Origin of the sequence: Erwinia sp. S43 (genome assembly GCF_016624745.1) — a bacterium.
GTDB classification, from domain to species: domain Bacteria; phylum Pseudomonadota; class Gammaproteobacteria; order Enterobacterales; family Enterobacteriaceae; genus Erwinia; species Erwinia coffeiphila.
The window spans coordinates 1-19286 of the sequence record NZ_JACVTX010000045.1 but is presented as its reverse complement, the minus strand read 5'-3'; the positions used below and the strand labels follow the sequence as shown (position 1 = coordinate 19286).

General features: G+C 59.0%; 16 protein-coding genes and 1 riboswitch. Of the genes, 5 read left to right on the top strand and 11 right to left on the bottom strand.

From position 1 onward, the window contains the following. The first annotated feature begins 639 nt into the window (after positions 1-639). A riboswitch (TPP riboswitch) is annotated at positions 640-744 on the top strand. 64 nt (positions 745-808) lie between these two features. From tenA to IBT47_RS26180, 5 genes are all read left to right on the top strand, one after another. Beyond that, on the top strand, positions 809-1510 hold the full coding sequence (gene tenA, locus IBT47_RS26200; RefSeq protein WP_200564099.1) for a thiaminase II: 702 nt from the start codon (positions 809-811) through the stop codon (positions 1508-1510). A gap of 5 nt (positions 1511-1515) precedes the next feature. Next, positions 1516-2247, top strand: a complete 732-nt coding sequence (locus IBT47_RS26195; RefSeq protein ID WP_370569958.1) for an ABC transporter ATP-binding protein — start codon at positions 1516-1518, stop codon at positions 2245-2247. Then, positions 2244-3005 carry an ABC transporter permease gene (locus IBT47_RS26190; RefSeq protein ID WP_105594296.1) on the top strand — a complete coding sequence of 254 codons (762 nt, stop codon included), beginning with the start codon at positions 2244-2246 and terminating at the stop codon, positions 3003-3005. The genes IBT47_RS26195 and IBT47_RS26190 overlap by 4 nt, the downstream gene beginning before the upstream one ends. 34 nt (positions 3006-3039) lie before the next feature. Then, positions 3040-3972, top strand: coding sequence for an ABC transporter substrate-binding protein (locus tag IBT47_RS26185; RefSeq protein WP_200564097.1), 933 nt, complete (start codon positions 3040-3042; stop codon positions 3970-3972). 88 nt (positions 3973-4060) lie between these two features. Then, positions 4061-5269 (top strand): FAD-dependent oxidoreductase, encoded by a 1209-nt coding sequence (locus IBT47_RS26180; protein ID WP_200564094.1) that lies wholly within the window; start codon positions 4061-4063, stop codon positions 5267-5269. A gap of 106 nt (positions 5270-5375) precedes the next feature. On the opposite strand, the gene IBT47_RS26175 is transcribed toward IBT47_RS26180, so the two are convergent. The 11 genes from IBT47_RS26175 to IBT47_RS26125 all read right to left on the bottom strand — a co-directional run bounded on the left by IBT47_RS26175 (position 5376) and on the right by IBT47_RS26125 (position 18867). Then, positions 5376-6893 carry a surface lipoprotein assembly modifier gene (locus IBT47_RS26175; protein WP_200564092.1) on the bottom strand — a complete coding sequence of 506 codons (1518 nt, stop codon included), beginning with the start codon at positions 6891-6893 and terminating at the stop codon, positions 5376-5378. 169 nt (positions 6894-7062) lie between these two features. Next, positions 7063-7842, bottom strand: coding sequence for a Slam-dependent surface lipoprotein (locus IBT47_RS26170; protein WP_105594293.1), 780 nt, complete (start codon positions 7840-7842; stop codon positions 7063-7065). A 277-nt stretch (positions 7843-8119) separates the two neighbouring features. After that, positions 8120-8716 carry a biliverdin-producing heme oxygenase gene (locus tag IBT47_RS26165; RefSeq protein ID WP_200564090.1) on the bottom strand — a complete coding sequence of 199 codons (597 nt, stop codon included), beginning with the start codon at positions 8714-8716 and terminating at the stop codon, positions 8120-8122. Between the two features lie 58 nt (positions 8717-8774). Then, on the bottom strand, positions 8775-11489 hold the full coding sequence (locus IBT47_RS26160) for a TonB-dependent receptor (protein ID WP_200564088.1): 2715 nt from the start codon (positions 11487-11489) through the stop codon (positions 8775-8777). Between the two features lie 119 nt (positions 11490-11608). Continuing rightward, entirely contained in the window at positions 11609-12556 is a 948-nt protein-coding gene (locus IBT47_RS26155; protein WP_234472124.1) for a FecR domain-containing protein, read from the bottom strand. A 102-nt stretch (positions 12557-12658) separates the two neighbouring features. Next, positions 12659-13162, bottom strand: a complete 504-nt coding sequence (locus IBT47_RS26150; protein WP_105594289.1) for an RNA polymerase sigma factor — start codon at positions 13160-13162, stop codon at positions 12659-12661. A gap of 341 nt (positions 13163-13503) precedes the next feature. Then, a complete protein-coding gene (locus IBT47_RS26145; RefSeq protein WP_105594288.1) occupies positions 13504-14496 on the bottom strand; it encodes a sugar phosphate isomerase/epimerase in 993 nt (330 codons plus the stop codon). A gap of 178 nt (positions 14497-14674) precedes the next feature. After that, the gene (locus IBT47_RS26140; protein WP_200564084.1) at positions 14675-15784 is read right to left on the bottom strand and encodes an ABC transporter permease; all 1110 of its coding nucleotides are present in this window, start codon (positions 15782-15784) and stop codon (positions 14675-14677) included. Position 15785: 1 nt separating this feature from the next. Further along, a complete protein-coding gene (locus tag IBT47_RS26135; RefSeq protein ID WP_200564082.1) occupies positions 15786-17306 on the bottom strand; it encodes a sugar ABC transporter ATP-binding protein in 1521 nt (506 codons plus the stop codon). Then, positions 17306-17914 (bottom strand): DUF2291 family protein, encoded by a 609-nt coding sequence (locus tag IBT47_RS26130; protein WP_200564080.1) that lies wholly within the window; start codon positions 17912-17914, stop codon positions 17306-17308. Before IBT47_RS26130 ends, IBT47_RS26135 begins: the two co-directional genes overlap by 1 nt. 14 nt (positions 17915-17928) lie before the next feature. Further along, a complete protein-coding gene (locus tag IBT47_RS26125) occupies positions 17929-18867 on the bottom strand; it encodes a D-ribose ABC transporter substrate-binding protein (protein ID WP_105594285.1) in 939 nt (312 codons plus the stop codon). Positions 18868-19286: the final 419 nt, after the last annotated feature.

Here is a 19286-nt window from a genome sequence, read left to right as displayed (position 1 = left end):
GGAAGCCAGGATTCACCCGCATGGACGCGGGGGAAAGTCAGAGCCGGGCCACGGACGGCCCGTCTCTGGCGGTCCGACAGGCTAACGACCGCAGTGAAGGCACCGCGCAGCGGCGCGAGGACCGCCCGAACGGGGGAGCAACCAGTCGGCTGAAACACTGAGATTCCGTAAAGCATCCGGTCAAATGGAACGCTGAGCTTCTGTAAGGCCCACATCAGTAGACATGTACCATACAAAGCACGAAGCCATGTTTCCTTTACAAACAACTCCTGAGTCAAAAGCAGACTGGCTGTTCCCCCGAGCGGGCAATCCGCAGCGCTGAACGAAGCGAGGAAGCCAGGATTCACCCGCACGGACGCGGGGGAAAGTCAGAGCAGGGCCACGGACGGCCCGTCTCTGGCGGTCCGACAGGCTGACGAACGCAGTGAAGGCACCGCGCAGCGGCGCGAGGACCGCCCGGACGGGGGAGCAACCAGTCGGCTGACACACTGAGATTCCGTAAAGCATCCGGTCAAACGGAACGTTGGGCTACCGTAAGGCACCAGTCAAACGGAACACCGAGCTTCGATAAACCAGCCAATCACCACCAGTGCGCCCCCGACGAATCGATTGTAATCAAAAAATAAATATCGTATAACAACCGCCTCCGAGGGGTGTCCTGTAACGGGCTGAGATGGCAGCAATGCCGAACCCTTTGAACCTGATCTGGGTCATGCCAGCGAAGGGACGGGTTGGCAAACACAGATCGGTATTTGCCTCTTCACACCGCCGCCGCACCCCGGATCTCCACCACGATTTTGGAGATCTTATGCCTGCTTCAATGTTCGAATTCGGTCTGTTTGGTCGCCTCCGTCAAAATGCCGGACCGCACTGGGAACACTACGTCGCCCACCCGTTCCTGCAACAGCTCGGTGCCGGTACGCTGCCGGAAATTGCCTTCCGCCGCTACCTGACCCAGGACTATCTTTTCCTCGTCCACTTCGCCCGCGCCTACGCCCTGCTGGTCACCAAATTCCACACCCTGCCGGACATCCGCGCCGCCGCCGGTTCGCTGAATAACATCGTGGCCGAACTGCCGCTGCACGTCAGCTACTGCGCTGGATGGGGCCTGAACGAAACGCAGATGGAACACGAGCCGGAAGCCACTGAAACCATCAACTACACCCGCTACGTACTGGATATCGGCCACTCGGGCGATGCGCTGGAACTGCTGGCCGCCCTGCTGCCCTGCGTGGCGGGCTATGCGGAAGTCGGCCTGCGCCTGCTGGCCGATCCGGCCACGGTGATGGAGGGTAATCCTTACGCTTCGTGGATGCAGAACTACAGCGACCAGGGCTATCTGGACGGCGTGAAAGCGGCGATTGAGCTGCTCGACCGCGTGGGCCAGCAGCGCGGTGCCGACGCCCGTTTCGATCGGCTGAGTGAAATCTTCACGACCGCCACCCGCCTGGAAGGTGCCTTCTGGCAGATGGGGCTGAACGCCGTCGAAAACCCGGTTAACGCGTGGTGAACGGCGTGATTTCCCGCCCCGGCATCGACATCCGCGATTTGACCCTGCGCTTCGGCGACCGGGTTATCTTTGAGCGGCTGAACTTCCGCATTGAGGGCGGCACCTTCGTCGCCATGCTTGGCGCCAGCGGCGCGGGGAAAACCAGCCTGCTGAAGATTATCGCCGGGCTAGCTAAGGCCACGTCAGGCTCGGTCACCGCCAGCGACGGCCTGCCGGTTCCGGGGCGCATTGCCTATATGGGCCAGCGGGATCTGCTCTATCCGTGGCTGACGGTACGGGAAAACATCACTCTCGGCCCTCGCCTGCGCGGGGAAAAAGCCGACCTCGCCTGGGCGGAGCATCTGCTGGAACAGGTCGGGCTGAGCGGCCATAGCGACGACCGCCCTGCCGCGCTCTCCGGCGGGATGCGGCAGCGCGCGGCGATCGCCCGTACGCTGTACGAGCGCCAGCCGATCGTGTTGATGGATGAGCCTTTCTCGGCGCTGGATGCCATCACCCGCGCCACCATCCAGACCCTGGCGGCCGAGCTGCTGGCCGACCATACCGTGCTGTTGATCACCCACGATCCGATGGAGGCCTGCCGCCTCAGCCACCGGCTGCTGGTGCTGTCTCCGCATCCGGCAGGTATTGATGACAGCCATCATATCGGTGGCCTGCCGCCGCGCGCGCCGGATGATGCCGACCTGCTGAAGAGTCAGGCCGAGCTGCTGCAACAGCTGGTGAGGGCCGCAGAATGAGCCATCAACAGGACAGTCGTCTGGCTAAATGGGGCCGCGGGCTAACGGTGTTTATCGGTCTGGTGCTGCTGTGGTGGCTGGCTACGCTGAGCAATATTCCGGCGTTTCTGCTGCCGACGCCCGCCGCCGTAGCGCAGGCGCTGTGGGAGGGTCGCGGATTCCTGGCCTACCACTCGCTGGTAACAGCATCGGAGGTGGTCAGCGGCCTGCTGCTCGGGGTGCTGCTCGGCGCACTGCTGGCGCTGAGCATGGTGTATTCCCCACGCTTACAGCGCTGGCTGATGCCGCTGGTGCTGACCAGTCAGGCGATCCCGGTGTTTGCCCTCGCCCCGCTGCTGGTGCTGTGGTTCGGCTTTGGCATGAGCGCCAAGGTGGCGATGGCGGTGCTGGTGATCTTCTTCCCCGTCACTTCGGCATTCTTTGATGGTCTGCGCCGGGTGAATAACGACTACCTCGATCTGGCCCGCACGATGGGAGCTTCCCCGTGGGCGCTGCTGCGCCACGTGCGGCTGATGGCGGCGCTGCCCGCCTTCGGCACCGGGCTGCGCATGGCGGCCGCCGTGGCCCCCATCGGGGCGATTATCGGCGAATGGGTCGGCTCGGCCGAAGGTCTGGGTTATCTGATGCTCAACGCTAATGCGCGGATGCAGACCGACCAGCTGTTCGCCGCGCTGTTTATTTTGATTCTGATGACGGTGCTGCTCTGGGTTGCCGTCGATAGCCTGCTGCGCCGCCTGATTAACTGGACGGCGGAATAACCATCTGCAAACGACATAACAAGGAATAACAGCAATGAAAAAGAACCTCTGCGCCCTGCTGCTGGGAACGGCCATCGCGGGCCACGCCGCCGCGGCGGAAAACGTCACGCTGATGCTGGACTGGTACGTTAACCCGGACCACGCGCCGATTATCGTTGCCGAGCAGATTGGCGCGTTTGAAGCCGAAGGGCTGGACGTGAAGATCGTGCCGCCGTCCGATCCTTCCCTGCCGCCGCGCCTGGTGGCCGCAAAGAAAGCCGATCTGGCTATCACCTATCAGCCGCAGCTGCACTTCTTCGCCGACCAGGGATTACCGCTGGTGCGCGTCGGCACGCTGGTGAATACGCCGCTAAACACGGTGATGACGCTGGATAAAAACATTAAATCGCCTGCCGATCTGAAAGGCAAAAAAGTCGGCTTCTCGGTGACCGGCATTGAAGAAGCCACGCTGGGCACCATGCTCAAGCACGAGGGGATTTCCTCTGCCGATATCACCCCGGTTAACGTCAACTTCCAGCTGACCGGTGCGCTGCTGGCGGGCCAGGTGGATGCGGTGATCGGCGGCTATCGCAATATCGAGGCGCTGGAACTGCAAATCCAGGGCAAAGATCCTAAGGTGTTCAACGTGGAAGACTACGGCGTTCCGGCGTATGACGAGCTGGTGATTGTCGCTAACCGCGATGACGTCAACAAGCCGAAAATAGCCAAATTCCTCGCCGCGCTGAAGAAGGGTAACGACTATCTTCAGGCACACCCGCAGGAAACCTGGAAGGCCTTTGCCAGCAGCCACCCGGAGCTGAACACCGAGCTGAACCGCCAGGCGTGGCAGAAATCACTGCCGCTGTTCGCCCGCGATCCGGCGCATCTGGACACCGCCCGCTACCAGGCCTACGAGCAGTTCCTGTTTGATAATAAGCTGATTAAAAAAATCACCCCGGTGGCAGACTACGCGGTGGAAATTAAATAATCCGCGTCCGCAGGCAAATCATGACTCGATATAGATAATGATAAGCATTATCATATAATTCACTTATCGCATTGCAGAGGTGGATTGTATGGATCGGACAGCGGAAACGCTCACCGCCGACTGTTGCATCGTCGGCGGTGGTCCTGCCGGTTTGATGCTCGGCTATTTACTGGCACGGGCAGGCGTGCAGGTTGTGGTTCTGGAAAAGCACGCCGACTTTTTACGCGATTTTCGCGGTGACACCATTCACCCCTCAACGCTACAGATCATGCATCACCTCGGGCTGCTTGAGGATCTGCTGAAGCTGCCCCACCAGCGCGCCGAAAAGCTACAGGCCGAGGTCGGTGGCGAAGAGGTGACGCTGGCAAACTTCACCCGCCTGCCGGTGAAGTGCAAATTTATCGCCTTTATGCCGCAGTGGGACTTCCTGAATTTTCTCGCCGAGCGCGCCAGCGCCCTTCCCGGTTTTACCCTTTTGCAATCCTGTGCCTTTGACGATTTGATCACTGCCGACGGCCGGGTATGCGGCGTGCGCGCGATTGCCAACGGCCAGACGCGTGAGGTTCGTGCCCGGCTGGTGGTCGGCTGCGACGGCCGCCACTCAAAGGTGCGGGAAAAAGCGCAGCTGAGCGGAAAATCGTTCGGCGCACCGCGCGACGTGGTCTGGTTCCGCCTGGATAAGCGCGAAGAGGACCCGCAGTGGGGGATGGGCCATAAAGGGCCGAAGCAGAACTTTATTATGATCGATCGCGGAAGTTTCTGGCAGTGCGGCTATTCCATTACCAAGGGCCAGTTTGGTGAGCTGGAGGCCGCCGGTATTGATGCCTTTAAGCAGCATGTCGCCACGGTTTCACCCTTCCCCGCCGACAGGCTGGCGGAGCTGGATCGCTGGAGCAAGCTGCGGCTGCTGGAGATCCGTATTGATCGGCTCGACAGCTGGGCGAAAGAGGGCCTGCTGTGCATCGGCGATGCGGCGCACGCGATGTCGCCGATTGGCGGCGTGGGGGTGAACCTGGCGATCCAGGACGCGGTCTCCACCGCCAACCTGCTCACCCGCCCGCTGCTCAATGGCGAGGTCAGCCTGCACCAGCTGAATAAGGTGCAGCGCCGCCGCCAGTTCCCGACCTGCGCCACCCAGTTTATTCAGATAAAGATGAGCGGCAAAAAACGCGAGCCGGGCCAGACCAGCCCGATACCGCGCATCGTGAAACGCTACCGCTTCCTGCCTTACGTTTTCGGCTGGATGATCGGTCTGGGCTTCCGCCGCGAGACGCCGCGCCGAGTCGGGAAGGCCTGACCGTCAGCCCGAATCACGCCCGCACGGACCTCAACTAAAGATTCGCCGCCTTGCCAGCGTTATCTGCACGCTGGCAAGGCGATTGCGATCTGAGAGGCTTCCCCGATCAGAAGCTGTACTCCAGTTTGAGGCTAGCGTCGTTGCGGTTGTAGGAGTAGATCCAGTCGGCGTTACTTTTCACCCGGTTGTGGCGCAGCGTCAGGCTGGGAACAAATCCGGCCAGATCCCAGCGCGGCGCACGCAGAACCAGGGTATAGTTCTGCTCCTGGTCGCGCCGACGCACTTCAATCAGCGGGTTGTACAGCTCATAGTCACGCTGGCGGTAAGAGGCGGAAAGCGTGCCGTCAAACCCGGCATAAAAGCGCAGCGAGGCCCCCAGCCGCACGCCCTTCTGCTGATATTCCGCCGTCGGGTCCTTCGCGTGGCTGTTGACGAAATCCAGCCCGCCAAACACCGTCCAGCCCGGCGTCAGCTCGCGGTACCAGGTGCCGTACAGCGACTGCTGCGCGCCGTCAAAGTTGCGGGCGTAGTCGGCGCGGCGATACTGCATGTCTTTATAATCCGCCTCCAGCTTAACCAGCGAGGCGGACGACAGCATATAGCTCCACTCGCCGTGCACGCCGGGCGCGCCGTACATCGCATCGTTGCCCCACTCGTAATATTCAAACGACGGGGCCAGCATCAGCTGCTGGCGCGCATCGCGATAGCTGTAGCCGCCCTGTAACGTCACGGTGGTTTCGTTAAATTCACCGTGATTGCGATACTGCGTGCCGTACAGCAGCGAGCGCAGATACACGCCGTGATGCCCTTTTATCGCCAGTCGGCGCTGAACGCTGAAGTCAAAATCGGTGCCGGTGGCTTTTAACGCCTCCGGCAGCGCGCGCTCGTAGTAGCAGAAGCCGGTACTGTCGCTAATCAGACAGGTGCGGCTGGCCGAGGTGCGGTTGACGTTGTCGCTCCAGCTGGGGCCGAAGGAGAACGAGCCGCTCCAGTCGCCGCGTTTTTCCAGCGCCTGCTGGTAGGCACCGATGGTTTTGCGCACCCCGGCGGTTTGCGGATCGCGGGCGTCGATAATCGCCAGCGCATCGGCAAAGGCCTCTTTCGCTTCACGCTCCTGCGCATCGTCAAACAGCGTTCTTGCCAGCTCCAGCCTGCCGAGAATAAAGTCCGGCTGCTGTGCCAGCAGCTTGCGGAATTCGGTAATAGCGGTGTCGTTATCGCCCACCACCCGCGCCAGCATTCCGCGGGCATAGTGTTCCAGCAGCGGGTCGCGATCCGGCAGGGTCAGGTACTCCTGCAGGAAACGGTTGGCCGCCTGCCACTGCTGATACTGCAGTGAAAGATAGAGCGCCTGGCCCAGCGCGCTGGCGGTGTGTTCCACCTGGTAGGTCTGGCCGTCAATGGTCAGCGTGGGCCGCTGGCCAGTGGCCGTTTCATCTTTCAGTATTTCGCGCTCGCGTTCGGCCCCCTGGCGCTCAATGCTCATTTCGAGCATGCGCCGCGTATCTTCACGCTCCTGCGCCACCGCCGTGACGGTAACGGAGGCCATCAGCAGCGCAATCAGGCTGAGTGCGGCGCGGCGCGGTGTAAAGTAGCGGGCAACGGGTAACGGAACGGTCGGCATAGATCATGATCCCTGAGGCAACGGTGCCGCTCGGAACGGGCAGAGCGGACGCAAAAAAGAGCAAAGACCAGCGGCCTTTGCTCCCGGGAAGGCAGCGAATCAGACCATCAGCGTCGTTCCCGCTGAGGGGTTGATCCCTGCACGTAAGGTGGTGAGATTCGCCACCGGATTAGTTCTTAGTACCGCCGAATGCGGTATCTTTGTTGCGATCGGCAAACTTAACGATACCGGCCACTGCGCTGGCACCGGTGCCGAAGAATTTACCGTCCAGCGTACCGCCGGTGCCGGAAGCACTCAGCACGCCTACGCTGGTTGCTGCCAGACGCACATCAGTACCGACAGTGCTGATGGTGCCGCCGGTGAAGTTGATGTCACCGGAAGAGCTGGCCACTTTAGTGTTGAAGTTGGCGCTCAGCGTACTGGTTGGCAGCGTGCCGCTGTACTGATTGATGGACTTAATTGTGTAGCTAACCGGTGCAGCCGTTGGCAGCGTGGTGGCTACGTCACCGTTTTCACCCGCGTAGAACACCGTGTGGGTACCGGCCGTTTTGGTGCCCACGGCGCCTGAAGTGGCTTCGCCATCCCATTCGCCGAACCAGACGTCCTGAGTACCGACTTTGGCAAATGACCATACGCCCAGTTTAGTGTGATCCGGGCCAGGACCCGCAGGACCCGGTGCGCCATCCGCCACCATTTCGCGACCGCTGAAGTGGAATGCCCCACTCGCATCCTGATAGGTCGGTGAAGCAAAGTGAGTAAAGGTAGCTTTGGCACCATACAGCTGACCATCAACGCCGGCGGCAGGAGTCGGTACAGCTGCAGTTGTCTGACCAACGCGAATCCCACCCGTTTCCGTGTAGCTCTGGTTAGTGACGACTACGGCCTGAGCAGCACCGGCTGCGCCAAACAGAGCAAGAGCAAGTACTGATTTCTTCATAATCTGATTCATTTCATTTTTCCTGAAAAGCATAGGTTAAAAGTGGAAATACATTGAATGAAAACACAAATGATTATCATTACATAATGTAGGTGCAATCCTTCCTGACGTCGGGAGGATTTACTACATACTCGTACTGCTTACTTCGGGTACTGCTTTTACTCCCTCACACTCCCTGTGTTCGGGCACAACGACTGACAGCTGGCAGGCATCCTTTCCACCAGCAAAACAGCTAACTGACAATCTCAACGTCCTGGACGACTGTTCACTGCCTGTGTGGCTCTATGGCCTAACGCGCATAATAGTGTTCAACCAACTCACGCACGCGGGCAAAGGCCTGCTGCGCACCGGCAATTGCGCGCGCTTCCCCGGCTTCGTCCAGCGGCAGCTGGTCCAGCGCGGCGGTAAAGGTACGCCAGTGGCGGCCTCGCCCTTCCGGCGCACCGGCAAGATGGCGCGCACCAAACTCGCCGGACAGCCCCAGCTTCTCCGCCTGTTTGATCAGGAAACCGGCGCCGATATTGGAGCCTTCCGCCACGTACAGCCAGCCCAGAGCACTGGCAATATCCGGGATTTCCGCCGTACTGAATGCCGTTGCGCTTTCCGGCTGCGGCAGTTCCTGCCCCAGGTCGGCCAGATCCTGGCCAATCAGCGGGAAGCGACGTCGCCCGGCTAAATCAGGCAGCAGCGGCTCCAACAGCGCAGATTCATACAATGCATCGATTTCACGATGAAACTGGTACTGCACCTTCACAAACAGACCGTAACGTTCGCGGCTGGCAAACGGGTCGCCCGCCATAATGCGCTGATCCAGGCTGTCATGGCTGCTGGTGGTGGCCACCTTCAGCCGCTGCGCGCGGGTCAGGTTTTCGGTTTGGGTACTCACATCGCTCATTGATTTTCTCCCATGCGCCTGCTCTGCGGCAGGCGGCATTTGTTTAACATCAGAATTTCAGCGTCACGCCACCGCGCACGGTACGGCCTGGCGCAGGGATCGGAATGGTGTTCAGCGCATCGACGTAGTAACGGTCGGTCAGGTTATCCACCGACAGATCGAAGGTGGCGTTCTGGTTTAGTTTGTAGCTGGCGTAGAGATCGACCAGGGTGTAAGGCTTCCAGTCCGACGGCGCGATGGAGTACATACCTGAAACCTGCCCGAGCCCTTCGTCCGCACCCAGCCCCTCAACAAAACGGCTGCCGATGTAGCTAATACGTGTTCCTACAGTCAGATCGCTGTCCAGGAAGCGCGATCCCAGGTTTACCGTCACGGTATCTTTTGGCGGGACCTGCTGCTGCGCAAAGCTGTTGTAGAGGCCACCCGGCGCACAGCGGCTGGCGGCTGGATGTATTACGCCGTCTTTGGCGCAGAACATAATGTCGGTGTAGTGATTCCACGCCACGCTGCCGAACACCCGTCCGCTGTCATACTGTGCGGACAGCTCAATGCCACGCATTTCTGCATAGTCCAGATTCATGCGGCCCAGCTGGTAGTTTTCCCGTCCACTGGCCGTATAGCGTTTGATATTTCCGCGCGTGATGTAGTTGTCGATGTGGTTACTGAACCAGGCCCCGTGGAAACGCAGCTTATCATCCGGCAAGAACACGCCATCCATCAGATAGTTAACACCGAACTCAAGGCTCTTGTTGCGTTCAGGCGCCACCGGATTATCCGCAGTGGGTACCGAGAATGACGGACCGGTGATCGATTCAAAGATGCTTGGCGAACGCAGAACGCTGCCGTACTTACCATAAGCCTGGAAGCCATCCAGAGGCTCCACCATCAGACTGAAGATCGGTGACCAGCCGTGATCTTTGCGCGTAAACGGCGATTCAAGCGTCGGGCTGCGGTCAAAGCTTTCAAAGGTGGAATAGCGCAGGTTTCCGCTCAGGGTCACCCAGTCGAGCGGCTTCACTTCAAGGGTGCTGAATCCGCTGTACTCTTTGCGCCAGCCAAAACGCGATCCGGACATGGTCGCTTCATCCACGCCGTCAGGCAATCCCACGTTTTCACGGGTAAATGAACCGCCATACTGCCAGGTCACATCGGCAATATCGCTATAGAAACGTGAGGTGTTCGACGCGTTGCCGCCCCAGCGATTCGACGCCAGCCAGAAGTATTGCGGATACAGCGTGCCAGAGCTGTTGAATACAGAGTTAACGCGGTTGTCTACGTCGGAGTAGAAGGTATCGACCTTCACATCAATCAGGTTGCTGTCTTCCGGTTTCCAGCTGTAGCGACCGGTCCATGTTGCCAGATCGATGGTACTCAGCAATCCCTGATAGGGTTGCGAATTGAAGTAGCTCATCAGCTGCGAACCGAGAATATTGCCGTAGCGGGTCATATAGCGTGAGTAGCCCAGCTCAAACTTCTGGTTGTCCTGGAAGCGGAAAGTGCCTTTCAGCAGCCATGACTCCGTATCGCGCGAGGTGTTTAATACCTCCTCGCCCGCACGGTATGCCGTCAGTGGATTACCGTCGGTGACGTTAACCTCACCGAATGGCCCGGTTGGGCCTGAAATCACCGCGTGAGCATCGTCTCCACCGCGTTTACCGGCGAAATAGTTGCCGTTATAACGCTGGGCATAGGCGGCCAGCACATCCACCGCATCGGTGGTGCCAGCGATGGCGATGCTGCCGGAGCCGCCGGTCGGTTTCAGCGCCGACGGGCGATTTGTCCCGGATGAATCACCGAAGCCGCTCGGGAACTCATCCCAGCTGTAATAGGTGCCGAGGTTGGTCAGGCCGCCGGTGGTGCCCGGCGACGGCGCGCTGCGGCTGTTGGTATTAAAGTTACCTTTGAGACGCACGCCAAAATCGTGGCCCGGCAGCAGGATATCCTTCACGCCGATGGTGCTCATTCGCACAATCCCGCCGACCGCGCCGGTAGAATCGGCCCCCATGCTGGCCCCTTTTTCAATATCAACCGAGCCGATAAAGTCCGGGTCGATATAGGTGCGCGCCGTGGAGCCGTTATAGCCCTGATAGACGGTGGTTTCCTGGCTGGCGCCGTCAACCAGCACCGGTACGCGCCCCTGCCCCTGCAGGCCGCGAATGTTCACGTCCACCGCGCCGGAGTTGCGGCCGTCACCGTTCAGTACGCCCGGGATACCCGATAAAAAATCACCAACAGATGTGCCGCTAAAACGCTCAACCTGCTCGGCGGAGAGGTGGGCGCGAGAGCTGGCCCCCTGCCAGGGCGCATCGGCCGGATCGCTGCCCGCGCGGCTGGTGACGGTGATGGTGCCCAGCAGCAGCGAGTCGTCCGCCGCTGATGCAGACGCAGACGTGTTGGCCGCCGCACCGCCGTTAACCAGGGTGACGCTGTCGCTGTTCACAAACTGATATGAAAGCCCGGAGCCTTGTAAAATGCGGCCCAGCGCCGCTTCCGACGAGACGGCACCCTTGACGCCCGCCGACTGTTTGCCTGCGGCGAATTCCGGTGGATAGCTGACCTGCACGCCGGACTGGCGGCCAAACTCGGCGATAGCGCCGGAAAGGGAGCCAGCCGGAATATTGAAGGAGACCGGCGAAGTTTGCGCAAACGCACTTTGCTGCATCGACATCAGCGCCAGAGAAATTGCGCTGGTACGGAACACGGCTGCCACCAGCCACTTTTTGCCGTTGCGCGATTCCGCGCGTTTGCACTTCACAGACTTCATTTTAACTCCGCAGGTGTTATTAATCAGTACGCTGGCTTTGCGGATTCGTATCCGAGCCAGTTCTTACTTAATAAAACGAACGAGAGTTGAGATTTTTCTGAGAAATTTTAAATTTTTTTTCAGACTGCGGAAATAATGGTCAACCAGGGGGTAATTTCGCGCACTTTTCCGGCGTAGGGTTGGATCACCGCCGCCAGCGCACGCTGCGGATTGGCGAGGTTATACACGCCGCTGATACGCTGTTCGCCCAGCTCGCGGCTGGCAATCAGCACTTTACCCGGCACCCAGCGGGAAATGCGCGCTACCACGGCGGCCACCGTTTCACTCTCTGCCACCAGCATGCCGCTGCGCCAGGACGAAAACTGCTGCGGATTGCGGGTGCCGCGCTCCACCAGACCGCCATCGCGATCCAGCGACAGCCAGCTGCCGGCGGTGACCGATTCGTTTAGCGACAGCGACAGGCCAGGAGTGGCGACGTCCACCGCGCCCTGTTCAACGGCAACGGTCAGCAGGTCGGCATCGCGGCTGAGGTCAAAAGCCCCTTTCTGCGTCACCACCTGCATCCCTTCCACCACCGCGTTAAACGGCCGACGGGCGTCGTCGGCAACATTAAGCCAGGCCATTCCGTTCAGGAGTTCAATGCGGCGCTCATCGGCTGTGAAACGGGAAGCAATGGCGCTGTTGGGGCCAAGAATAATTTCTGAACCGTCCTCCAGCGGAATTTGCTGGATTTCGCCGGTCGAGGTTAAATGACTGGCTTTCATCTGCAACAGAACGCCGGGTGCCAGCGCCAGGCCGGTAGCGGCTGCCGCCACGGCAACGGAACCGCCCAGCACAAAGCGCCGACGAGAAATACCCACCGGCTGCGCAACGGTCTGGCTGCGGGCCTGAACCACCCTGCCGGTCATGCCGTGCAGATGAACGGCTTCGGCCCACACCGCCTCATGCTCTTTGCCGCGCGCGCGCCAACGTTCGGCCAGTTCGCGCGCGGCCGGATTCCCCGGATCACCGTGCAGGCGAATAATCAAGTCGAAGGCTTCTTCAAACAGCTTTTCGTGTTGCGACATTTTCTCAGTCATTATTGGCAAATTCCGGCGGCTTTGCGGCAACGGGAATAAAAGGTAATTCAGATTATAGGGAATTACACGCGCTGTCGCTGTGCAAAGTCATCAGTGCTTCGCATCATCATCCAGCGTGGTGCGTAAATGCTGGTAGGCACGGCGGATCAGCGTCCAGGTATGGGACACCGATAAATCCAGTTCCTGTGCCACTTCAGCAATGGTCATATCCCCTAAGCGATAGAGCTCAAAGGCACGCCGGGTCTGCTCCGGCAGCGCCGTCAGACCACGGTCAAGCACCGCCAGCTGCTGACGATCGGAGGTCACCCTTTCCGGATCGGGCGATTCATCCGGCAGCTCGCAGTAGGCCTCTTCCGACAGATAGTCGATCGAGGCGATTTTCTCACGGCGATAGAGATCCACCGAAAGACTGCGCGCCACCATATGCAGATAGGCACGCGGATTATCATCCCGTTTTGGCGCTGCGGAGCCTAAAATCCGCAGAAACACATCCTGGGTTAAATCCGCAGCCACGTCGGGACCATGCCCGCGCTTCTGCAAAAAACGTTGAATTTCCTGAGCATGCTTATTAAACAGGCTTTTCAGGTTCCACATCAACCAAACCTCGCAGTAACACTCTGGATAACAGCGATCTTTGCTGCAGTGCTGTGTTTCCCAGCAGGGATAGCCGCTAAACGCTAACGCGGCCAAAGAGTTAACACGTTAACGTTTATCCAACCGGGGCTTTATGCATCGGCCAAATCGCGATTCGCGCGCAGCAACGTCAACGAAGTGTGTTTAGAATATATAAAATTTGAAACAGATGGTAATGATTTTCATTTGTATTTTTATTAAGATTTTCGATATCAAACCCTGATTTTTACGGGGATTTAACACTTTGAAGAGGGAGGAATGTGAGAATCCGCCGGTTGCCCGACGGATTTCTGAAGCGGGGATTACTCTTCGATCGATGACAGCAGCGCGTTCTGAATAATGCGCTGGGCCTGCATCGCATCCTGGCGCGACTGCGCTTCCTGTAATGCAGGAATATCCAGCTTATCCAGCGCGCGGTAAATGTGCTTGAGGAAACGAATCGACAGGCGCGCGGCCTCAACGTTATCTTCACGGAACGGGAACTGATCCAGCTGCCAGACGCCGTCCCAGTTGTTGATCTTCAGTACATAGAAGAACTCGAAAATTTCCGTCATATGCACGGTACCCACCACCAGGTCATCGTCCCAGCCGCGCAGGTTGTCGTTAACGTCCATACCAAACAGACGACCGCGATCGATAATCAGCTGAGCGGAATCCGCCGGGGACTCGCCGCCAAACAGCGCGTGGCCGAAGTCCAGCAGGATACCAACGTTATCCAGCCCGATATCCTCAATGCCCAGCAGTGTGCGCGCCGCCGAATCCCAGGTCATTTTTACGCGCGGCTCGCGCGGTTTGTATTCAATGGCAAATTTCACGTCCGGGTTAGCTGACGCCAGCTCGCGCATGCCGTCTACCGCCAGCTTCCACAGCTGCTTGTGATCGACCTGGAACGGGTAGTCCCAGCCGTCCTGGCCCGGCCAGACTTTTACGTAGCTGGCACCCAGCTCACGCACCACGTCCGCCGCTTCGTTCATCAGCTTCAGCGCTTCTGCACGCGCCACCGGGTCCGGGTTGGTAAAGGCCCCGCGCGACCATTTGCGCAGATAGATCTCCGGGGTGATGCCGATCGCTTTGAGTCCGGCATCGGCCAGCGCCTCTTTCACCTGGCTGAGGGTTACACCCGGCGAGAACGGATACGGCACGTCAACATAGGAAAGATCGCCGACCTCTTTCGCCGCTTTGATCTGCTCAAGAGTACTCAACGCCGGGCCGTAGCCGTCTACCGCGTAACGGTCAACGTAGTTTGCAAAATGCCAGAGACCAGCGCCAAATTTTGGGTAGTTGTAGGTTGTCATAATGGGTCTTCTCCATGCTGAATATCACGCAGCCGGGGCTGCAAGGTTGTTAATTTATCTGCCGGGCGGCACGCTGCGGATCACGCCGCCGCCGCCGCCCGGGGATGAAAATAAGAACGGGGTCACCCGTCCGGGGTCGAAATCGTTTTGCTATACGTCAGGCTGGCACGGTCGGACCTCAGGCTGTCCGCGTGGCTTCGGCTTCAACCAGCAGCGCCTTCTGCGCCACCACCGCCGCCTTTTGCTGCATGCGGCTCTGCATCTGGTCGATAATCACCGCAATGATGATCACGATGCCCTTAATCACCATCTGCCAGAATTCGCTGACGCCCATCATAATCAGGCCGTCTGCGAGGAAGCCGATAACGAACGCGCCGATCAGCGTGCCGAGGATGGTGCCGCGCCCGCCGGCCAGCGAGGTGCCGCCCAGTACCACGGCGGCAATGGCGTTCATCTCAAAGGCGGTACCGTTTGCCGGGTGGGCGGCCACCAGCTGCGAGGACACCACGATGCCCGCGATCGCCGCACAGAGGCCGGAGATGGCGTAAACAAAGATTTTCACCCGCTTTACCCGCACGCCGGACAGTTCGGCGGCGCGCTCGTTATCGCCAATCGCATAGACCTGGCGGCCAAACGGCAGGCGGCGAGCGACGTAGGCGATGACCAGCGCCAGCAAAATCATCATCCAGATTGCCCACGGCAGGCCGAGGAAGTAGCCGGAGCCGATCTTGTCAAAGCCGGTATTGCCGAGCTGCGGATTGCCCTGTAGCCCGGGGAACGTTTCACCGCCGGAGGTGAGCATCGCTGCACCGCGCAGGATATACATGGTGCCCAGCGTGCAGATAAACGGCGCGACGTTATAGCGGGTGATGATCCAGCCGTTGGCCGCACCGATAAGCCCGCCGATCAGCAGCACCAGCGGCACCACCACCCAGACGCTGGGAAAAATCGCGATGCCGAAGGCGGGCAGTACGATGCCTTTGGTAATCAGCCAGCCCGCAATCATCCCGCACAGCCCCAGCGTGGCCCCGATCGACAGGTCAATCCCGGCGGTAATAATCACGAAGGTGATGCCCAGCGCCAGGAAGGCGTTGATGGCGATATGTTTAATCATGATCACCATGCTACCGACGGCGAGGAAGTCCGGCACGGTGATGGCGAAGAATCCAACGATTAAAATCAGGGCAATAAAGGTGCGCATTTTTAACAGCAGCAGGATCAATCCCTCCCGCGAGTTAAAGGCTTTCATCGCAGGCGCCGACTGCGCTTTCCCGGAAAGTTGTGTCATGTTAAAACCCCTGTGCACTTGCTTTCACCAGCGTGGACTCTTCTGCCGCCGCGCGTGGAATATCGGCGGTCAGCTTGCCGCCTGACATCACCAGAATACGGTCGGAAACCGCCATAATTTCTTTCAGATCCGAGGTGGAAAACAGCACCGCGATCCCCTGCTCTGACAGCTTGACCATCATGCGGAACACGTCGGCCTTCGCCCCGATATCAATGCCCCGGCTGGGTTCATCCAGCAGCAGCAGGCGCGGGTTGGTCAGCAGCGAGCGGCCAATCACCACCTTCTGCTGGTTACCGCCGCTCAGCGCGTTGATCGCCACCTCCGGCGAGGAAATTTTGATCGACAGATTGCTGACCGTGCTGCTGACCACCGCTATCTCCTGTTTGTGAGAGATGGCAAAACGGTGCTCCAGACGCTGCCACAGGCTGGCAATCGTCAGGTTGCTGGCTACCGATGAGATGGGGAAAATGCCGGTGCGCTTGCGGTCTTCCGGCACCAGACTCATGCCCATACGGATGCGGTCGGCGGTCGACAGTCGCTGCGGCACCGGTTTGCTGTCCAGCCACAGCTTGCCAAGATACGAAGGCTGGGTGCCAAGCAGGCATTCGAACAGTTCGGTGCGCCCCGCGCCCATCAGGCCATAAATACCGACGATTTCCCCGGCGCGAACGCTGAATGAGACGTCGTTAACCACCGCGTTACCGGCAGGGCCGACGCAGGTGATGTTTTCCGCTTCCAGCACCGTCGCGCCGAACTGGCGATCGGGGGTCAGGAAGCTGCTGACCGGCTCGCTACCGAGCATTTCACGGACGATCCACGGCACGTCAATCTCGTTAACCTGCGCTTCCGCCTGGAAGCGGCCGTCGCGCAGGATGGTGATGGTGTCGCCAATCGCCATCAGCTCTTCCAGACGGTGCGAGATATAGATAATCGACACTCCCTGACGGGTCAGTTCGCGGATCACCCGGAACAGGATCTCAACCTCGGTTTTACTCAGTGCCGAGGTCGGCTCGTCGAGGATCAGAATGTCGGTGTTTTCCGCCAGCGCCTTGGCAATCTCCACCAGCTGCTGCTGCCCCACTTTCAGATTAGCGACCAGCTCGCGCGGCGAAATCGCCTGATCGAGCCGCTGCATCAGCTCGGCGGTGCGTGCCTCCTGCGCTTTTTCATCGATCGGCTGCACGCCTTTTTGCAGTTCGCGGCCAAGGAAAATATTTTCCGCCACCGACAGGTTTTCAAACAGGTTCAGCTCCTGATGCACCATGCCAATACCCAGCTTCGATGCCGCGCGGGTGCTGCTGAGCTGCACCTGCTTGCCGTTGAGCCAGATCTCACCGCTGGTCGGCTGCTGCACCCCGGCGAGGATTTTCATCAGCGTGGATTTACCCGCGCCGTTCTCGCCGATAATGACGTTGACCTTGCCGCGCCAGACGCGGTAGTCGACGTTGTCCAGCGCCAGCGTGCCGGGAAACAGCATCGACACCGCGCGGGTTTGCAGAATAATCGGATCGGTGTGGCTCATTACGGCTGCTCCTGCTTGATGACCACGGCGACCGCATCCTCTATCCGCTGCGGTTGCAGGGTCACGGCCAGCGTCAGCTGAACGGGCTTGCCAACCCAGCTGCCGTCGATCTTCGGCAGCTGCTGAACGTTTTGCTGGTTCAGCGCTTTGGTCAGCCTGGCGAACTGTACCTGGTTGGTGAATTCTTCAAATTTAAACCCGGCCGCATCCCGAATGGCGTTGCTGCGGATCACCGGCCCGATGGCCACCGGCACCGATTCGCCATTAATCGTCACCGTCAGCAGGCGTTCACGCTCGGCGTCGTCGCTAACCGCAGTAACCGTTCCGGTAGCCTGCACAAAGACGCTGCTGCTGGTCTCCGCCTTCAGCTCGGTGCTTTTATTCTTCATGTCATTCCAGGTGAGGGCGCGATCCTGCGCCCCTTTCAGTACCCTGCTGTCCCAGTTCTCCTGCGCGATCTGCTGCGGGGTCTGACTGCTAAAGCTGGCTTTCGCTGCCGGGTCTTTTGGCAGGATGGGCTGACCGTTTTCATCAAGGTCGACCACCGTGCAGCCGCTGAGCAGCATACTGGCGCTCAGCAGAACGGCGAGCGGAAGTTTCGTCACCATCATCGGCTCCCGAATCAGTTAGAGAGATTAAAGGTTTTCAGCTTGCTGGCGTTGGCGTCGTCAATCAGCACGCAGTCCATCAGCTGTTTCTCTTCTTTCTGCGCTTTGCCGTTAGTCAGGTAGTAATCGGCCTGCTCAACGGCCATCTGCGCCTGCGCCCAGCCCGGTTGCAGCACCGTCGCTTTGATGTTGCCTTTATTGATAATGGAGTCGCGCACGTAGTCACTGCCGTCAAAGCCCACCACCACGACGTTGGTTTTTCCGGCGGCTTTCAGCGCGGCTTCCGCACCCAGCGCCATGGTGTCGTTACCGGAGATCACGCCAACGATATTGGGATTTTTTTGTAAAATGGTTTCCATGCGGCTGAAGGCTTCGGTCTGGCTCCAGTTGGCGCTCTGCTGAGCCACCATTTTCATATCCGGGTAGTCATCGAGGATGTCGTGATAGCCCTGTGAGCGCACCCCGGCGTTGGTATCCGACTCTTTACCCAGCAGCTCAACGTATTCCCCTTTGCCGTTCAGCAGTTTTGCGAATTTTTCCGCCCCCAGCTGAGCGCCCTGATAGTTATTGGAAACAATCTGCGCCACCGCTACGCCGGATTTGTTGATTTCCCGGTCGATCAGGAAAGTAGGAATCCCGGCATCTTTCGCCTTCTGTACTGGCCCTACCGTCGCGTCCGCACCGGCGTTATCCAGCACAATCGCCTTTGCCTTGCGTCCAATGGCGGTTTCAATCAGCTGGTTCTGCTTGCTAACATCATCATCGTGCGATGCCACCAGCGTGGTGTAGCCCAGCGCCTTCGCTTTTTGCGATGCGCCGTCGGCTTCGGCTTTGAAGAATGGATTATCGTGGGACGGGGTGATGATGACGATCAACCCTTTATCCGCCGCGAAAGAGGCTGATGAGAGGGTCATGGCAGAAAGCAACAGTCCGGTAAGCAGGGTACGTTTCATCTTTTTTTATCTCCGCTGTGAATAATTATTCGGGCATGATTTATTATTCAAACACTATTATTTATTGCGCCTTTTTTGTCCAAACAATCCGTACGGAAAAGCGAGCGGGATCACAATCTGCGTTTAAATTTATTACTCGTCAGTAAGTTTAATTAAATTTACGCTTATATTTCAATGTAATGAAAAAACTAACGAAAGATAGCCGATGTGGTTTGATGGGGTTCTTCGTCGCTCGTACTGGGCAAAGGCTCCCCAGAGGGTTGCAGGTAACCCATGAGGACAGAAAGCTCCGGATGCGGACAAGCATGCAGGAGCCGGATATCGGGTAACGGATGCGAAATGCAGATGCCAGATCCCGAATTCGGGATTCCGGATGCACCTGAAGACGAACACGAAGATGAAGGGGCTGGGCTGGGCTG

What these genes read in the sequence shown, in the direction of transcription:
- tenA (WP_200564099.1), top strand. Translation starts at nt 809, where the DNA reads ATGCCTGCTTCAATGTTCGAATTCGGTCTGTTTGGTCGCCTCCGTCAA.
- IBT47_RS26190 (WP_105594296.1), top strand. Translation starts at nt 2,244, where the DNA reads ATGAGCCATCAACAGGACAGTCGTCTGGCTAAATGGGGCCGCGGGCTA.
- IBT47_RS26185 (WP_200564097.1), top strand. Translation starts at nt 3,040, where the DNA reads ATGAAAAAGAACCTCTGCGCCCTGCTGCTGGGAACGGCCATCGCGGGC.
- IBT47_RS26180 (WP_200564094.1), top strand. Translation starts at nt 4,061, where the DNA reads ATGGATCGGACAGCGGAAACGCTCACCGCCGACTGTTGCATCGTCGGC.
- IBT47_RS26175 (WP_200564092.1), bottom strand. Translation starts at nt 6,893, where the DNA reads ATGCCGACCGTTCCGTTACCCGTTGCCCGCTACTTTACACCGCGCCGC.
- IBT47_RS26170 (WP_105594293.1), bottom strand. Translation starts at nt 7,842, where the DNA reads ATGAATCAGATTATGAAGAAATCAGTACTTGCTCTTGCTCTGTTTGGC.
- IBT47_RS26160 (WP_200564088.1), bottom strand. Translation starts at nt 11,489, where the DNA reads ATGAAGTCTGTGAAGTGCAAACGCGCGGAATCGCGCAACGGCAAAAAG.
- IBT47_RS26155 (WP_234472124.1), bottom strand. Translation starts at nt 12,556, where the DNA reads ATGTCGCAACACGAAAAGCTGTTTGAAGAAGCCTTCGACTTGATTATT.
- IBT47_RS26150 (WP_105594289.1), bottom strand. Translation starts at nt 13,162, where the DNA reads ATGTGGAACCTGAAAAGCCTGTTTAATAAGCATGCTCAGGAAATTCAA.
- IBT47_RS26145 (WP_105594288.1), bottom strand. Translation starts at nt 14,496, where the DNA reads ATGACAACCTACAACTACCCAAAATTTGGCGCTGGTCTCTGGCATTTT.
- IBT47_RS26140 (WP_200564084.1), bottom strand. Translation starts at nt 15,784, where the DNA reads ATGACACAACTTTCCGGGAAAGCGCAGTCGGCGCCTGCGATGAAAGCC.
- IBT47_RS26135 (WP_200564082.1), bottom strand. Translation starts at nt 17,306, where the DNA reads ATGAGCCACACCGATCCGATTATTCTGCAAACCCGCGCGGTGTCGATG.
- IBT47_RS26130 (WP_200564080.1), bottom strand. Translation starts at nt 17,914, where the DNA reads ATGGTGACGAAACTTCCGCTCGCCGTTCTGCTGAGCGCCAGTATGCTG.
- IBT47_RS26125 (WP_105594285.1), bottom strand. Translation starts at nt 18,867, where the DNA reads ATGAAACGTACCCTGCTTACCGGACTGTTGCTTTCTGCCATGACCCTC.